The sequence below is a fragment of the Candidatus Zixiibacteriota bacterium genome, from assembly GCA_040752815.1.
Classification (GTDB): Bacteria; Zixibacteria; MSB-5A5; order GN15; family FEB-12; genus JAGGTI01.
The window spans coordinates 1-4,580 of sequence record JBFMGC010000095.1; the positions used below are offsets into that span (position 1 = coordinate 1).

Below are 4,580 nucleotides of genomic sequence, written 5' to 3' on the forward strand. Positions count from 1 at the left end.
ATTATCTCCGCGATGACACCGGCGCCGATCGTGCGTCCACCCTCGCGGATCGCAAACCGCAGCTCCTTCTCCATCGCTATCGGCGTCAATAACTCCACGTTCATCGTGATGTTGTCTCCCGGCATCACCATCTCTACCCCCGTCGGCAAATTCGCCACCCCCGTCACGTCCGTCGTCCGAAAATAAAACTGCGGCCGATATCCCGTGAAAAACGGCGTGTGCCGACCCCCCTCCTCCTTCTTGAGCACATACACCTCCGCCTTGAACTTCTTGTGCGGCGTCACCGAACCCGGCGCCGCCAACACCATCCCCCGCTCTAACTCGTCCTTGTCAATGCCTCGCAGAAGCAAACCAACATTGTCGCCCGCCTCCGCCTGGTCCAACAGCTTCCGGAACATCTCCACTCCGGTCACTACCGTCTTGCGCGTCTCCCGTATGCCAACTATCTCCACCTCCTCACCCTGCTTGATCACCCCGCGCTCCACTCTCCCCGTCCCCACCGTACCTCGTCCGGTGATCGAAAACACGTCCTCCACCGGCATCAAAAACGGCTTGTCCTTCTCCCGCTTCGGCACCGGGATATAGCTGTCACAAGCCTCCAAAAGCTCCAACACCGACTTGAACGCCGGATCGTCAATCGGCTTGTCCGATGTACCCGCAGTAAGAGCCTGCAGCGCCGATCCCCGGATCACCGGAATATCGTCCCCAGGGAACTGATACTGATTAAGCAGGTCCCGCACCTCCAACTCGACCAGATCCAAAAGCTCCGGATCGTCCACCATGTCTACCTTGTTCATGTACACAATAATGAACGGCACCCCCACCTGGCGCGCCAGCAAGATGTGCTCCCGCGTCTGCGGCATCGGACCATCCGCCGCCGACACCACCAATATCGCCCCGTCCATCTGCGCCGCTCCCGTGATCATGTTCTTGACATAGTCGGCGTGACCCGGACAGTCCACGTGGGCGTAATGGCGATTGTCCGTCTCGTACTCGACATGCGCGGTCGCGATCGTAATACCCCGCTCCCGCTCCTCCGGCGCATTGTCAATCGAATCAAACGTCCGGATCGCCGTCTTGTTCTTCCGCGCCATCGCCATCGTGATCGCCGCCGTCAACGTCGTCTTGCCATGATCCACATGACCGATCGTCCCAACATTCACGTGCGGCTTCGTCCGCTCAAACTTCTCCTTAGCCATATTGAAGGCTCTCCTTTATGAGACCAACATTCTTTACCTATGTCAAAAAGCCCAGAACCAGGATTGAACTGGTGACCTCATCCTTACCAAGGATGTGCTCTACCAACTGAGCTATCTGGGCTGCTCAAAAATCCTTGTTTTTGCGCTGAACCCAACAAAATCCAGACGGACAGGCGTACCCGTCCGTCAGGGAACCCGAAATATAGAGGCGGTCTTCGGGCTGTCAAGCCATTTTTCCGGTTTGGCCGGTTTTGCTAACGGCTTGACCGGGCGCGGCTTAGCGAACCATCCCAATCCGATTGTCGGCTTTGGGGGCGGTTTTTGGAGGGGGCGGGGATTGAAATCCGAATCGGGATAGAACGAACGCGGCGATTCAGAGCGGGAGACGGGACTCGAACCCGCGACCAACAGCTTGGAAGGCTGTGACTCTAGCCACCTGAGTTACTCCCGCTTATCACGATGTCGAAACCGCAGGGGTTTCGACCTACTTCGTATCCGCCAATGTTATCTGTCAAGGCTGTACTTGGCAAGGGGATTCTGGCCAAACAATGACCGGCAACGAGCTGTGGGCTACCGAGAGAGCGCTGAACAGCGACCAGCAAAGATGTCGGGTTTATTCGCGTCTCGCTACGCTCGACGTTCATGAACCCGACCTACGATCCTGCCCCGGTCAAGCCGGGGCATGACGAATTCAGGGTTTTCCTCCGATCGCCGGAAGTTACGGCTCCGGGGAGACGCCCCAGTGTAGTTTGCGGCGGAGGAGTTTGTAAAACGAGTTCTCCGGGAAGACCACGAACCGGGCGTTGAAATCAGCGCGCTCTACCGTGACTTTCTCACCCTCGCGTACGTCGATGTTGACCTGGCCGTCCAGGGTCAACTGGGCCTTGCGCCCCGGGGTGGTAATCGACATCTCGAGCTGATCTCGGCCGCATAGAATCATCGGGCGCGTGGTCAGCGAGAACGCGGCGATCGGCGACGCAATCATCGCGTCCATGTTGGGGCATACAATCGGCCCACCCACCGCCAGGTTGTAAGCGGTGGAACCGGTGGGTGTGGCGATGATGAGTCCGTCTGCCATATACGAGACTACATCCTCGTCGTTGATCCTCAGATTGATATCCAAAACGCGGGTGGTGCCGCCGTGATCGAGCACGATATCGTTCAGCGCGTATGGCATTGCCAGGGGAGGACGTCCCGCTATACCAGCCTTGAGGAGTATTCTCTCCTCAATTTTGAATCTCCCGGCCACGATATCGTTAAGCGCCGCCACCAACTCGCCGGGGGTCTGCTGCGTGAGAAAGCCGAGCGAGCCAAGGTTAATGCCAAGGATAGGTGTCCCTAACGAACCTACCGACCGCGCCGTGGCCAGAATGGTTCCGTCGCCCCCCATTGCCACAATTACATCGACCAGGTCGGGAAGTTCGCTCGCAGGAGCGAAATGGGGATAGTCGGCTGCCGACTGGCGCAATTCCTCCGACAGCGTCAAGTGCTCATGATGCTCGTGAGACCAGCGGATAAAACTGTCGATCGCCTCGGCGGCGCCGGGGCGTTTCAGGTTTGCGACAAGGCCAAACTGCATGGGAGCAGAATCACTCCATATCGGTGCCGGTCATACCGACCGGGCGGCTCTCGGATTTGGCTTTGGATTCGCCGCGACGGAGGACAAAGCGTCGGAACAGGCCGCCGTTGACATTCGCAACGGCCGCTTTCTGGGGCGCCGACGCCAGTTCCTCAACCAGGTCCGCGATGCTCCCTGCGTCCAGACCGACTTCCTTGAGCAGCTCGGCGCGAGAACCCTGAGTGACAAACCGGTCCGGCAAGCCGAGCGCTCGAAACCGCCCGGCGAATTGTTGCGTCAGCAAGTACTCCGCAACCGCCTGGCCGAACCCCCCGCGCACCGAGCCCTCTTCCGCAGTGATTACGACACGCGCGTTCGCCGCTACCTGCTGAAGCATGTCGCTGTCCAGTGGTTTGACAAAACGCGCGTTCACCACCGACACTCGTATGCCGCGACCGGTGAGCGCCTCCGCCGCCTTGAGAGATTCTCTGACCATCGTACCGACCGCAAGTATGACAACGTCGCTCGGCTCACTCAACCACTCCCAGGCGACCCAGTGAATTTCGGCCACGGGGTCGGAGAGAGGTGTCGGAACCGAATCTCTTGGGTAACGGATAGCGATTATGCCTTCAAGCTGGTGATCACACGTATAGTGCAGCATCGCCCGAAGTTCGTTGCCGTCTTTGGGAACCGCAACCGTGATATTCGGCACGGTGGACAGATACGCCAGATCGAATGCGCCGTGATGCGTGGGGCCGTCGTTGCCGACAAGACCGCCGCGATCCATGGCCAGCACCACCGGCAGGTTTTGGATGGCGGTATCATGAATGATCTGGTCGTACGCCCGCTGAGCAAAAGTCGAATAGACCGCGAAATACGGCCGCAGACCATCGGCCGCAAGACCGGCGGCAAACGTGCCGGCGTGGCCCTCGGCAATGCCGACATCGAAAAACCGCTCGGGAAATCTGTCGGCGAACTTATCGAGCCCGGTGCCGGGGCACATGGCGGCGGTGATCGCCACCACTTTGTCATTCCTGGCCGCCAGTTCGCACATGGTGCTGCCGAAAACTTCGGTATAGCTCGGCAGTCCGGCACTCGACGGTGTGGATTTTCCGGTAACTTTGTTGAATTTCCCCACGCCGTGGTAAGTCTTGGCGTCTTCCTCCGACGGTGCATACCCCTTGCCCTTGACCGTGGCCACATGCAGCATGATCGGACCGTGAAGATTGCTGATGTCCTGCAGGGTTTTGATGAGGAGGGGAAGGTCGTGGCCGTCGATCGGACCGAAGTATCTGAAACCGAGTTTTTCGAACAGCATTCCGGGCACGAGGAAGTTCTTGATCGAGTTTTCTATCCGTTTGACCGTCTCGCGAATGGCGTCTCGGCGTTTGAACCGTCCCGTCAGTTCCCAGACTTCCTTGCGCAGCTTGTTGAATTTCTCGTCGGCCATGATGCTGGTCAGGTACTTGGAAATCGCGCCCACGTTTTTGGAGATCGACCAGGTGTTGTCGTTGAGCACTACCAGCACGTCTTTCTTGATCGAGCCGGCGTTGTTCAGGCCCTCGAACGCCAGCCCTCCGGTCATCGCGCCGTCGCCGATCACCGCCACCACCTTATGCTTCTCCCCCTTAAGATCACGCGCCGCAGCGAAGCCGAGTGCGGCTGAGATCGACGTCGACGCGTGCCCGGCGCCGAATTCATCGTATTCGGATTCGTCGCGCCGACAGAATCCGGAGAGGCCGTGGTACTGCCGCAGCGTGCCGATTTTATCCTTGCGTCCGGTCAGAATCTTGTGGCCGTAGCTCTGGTGGCCGACATCCCAG

At 58.9% G+C, this 4,580-nt stretch carries 3 protein-coding genes and 2 tRNA genes; all 5 read right to left on the reverse strand.

Annotation, left to right across the window (positions count from 1 at the left end):
* A partial coding sequence (gene tuf / locus AB1772_13190; protein ID MEW5797296.1) for an elongation factor Tu occupies positions 1-1,199 on the reverse strand: 1,199 nt, incomplete at its 3' end.
* 48 nt (positions 1,200-1,247) lie between these two features.
* Positions 1,248-1,320: transfer RNA gene (locus tag AB1772_13195), tRNA-Thr, on the reverse strand.
* A 256-nt stretch (positions 1,321-1,576) separates the two neighbouring features.
* A tRNA-Gly gene (locus tag AB1772_13200) sits at positions 1,577-1,650 on the reverse strand.
* Between the two features lie 267 nt (positions 1,651-1,917).
* Positions 1,918-2,778, reverse strand: coding sequence for an NAD(+)/NADH kinase (locus tag AB1772_13205; GenBank protein ID MEW5797297.1), 861 nt, complete (start codon positions 2,776-2,778; stop codon positions 1,918-1,920).
* Positions 2,779-2,788: 10 nt separating this feature from the next.
* Positions 2,789-4,580 (reverse strand): 1-deoxy-D-xylulose-5-phosphate synthase (gene dxs / locus AB1772_13210; GenBank protein MEW5797298.1); only part of this gene is annotated, 1,792 nt, incomplete at its 5' end.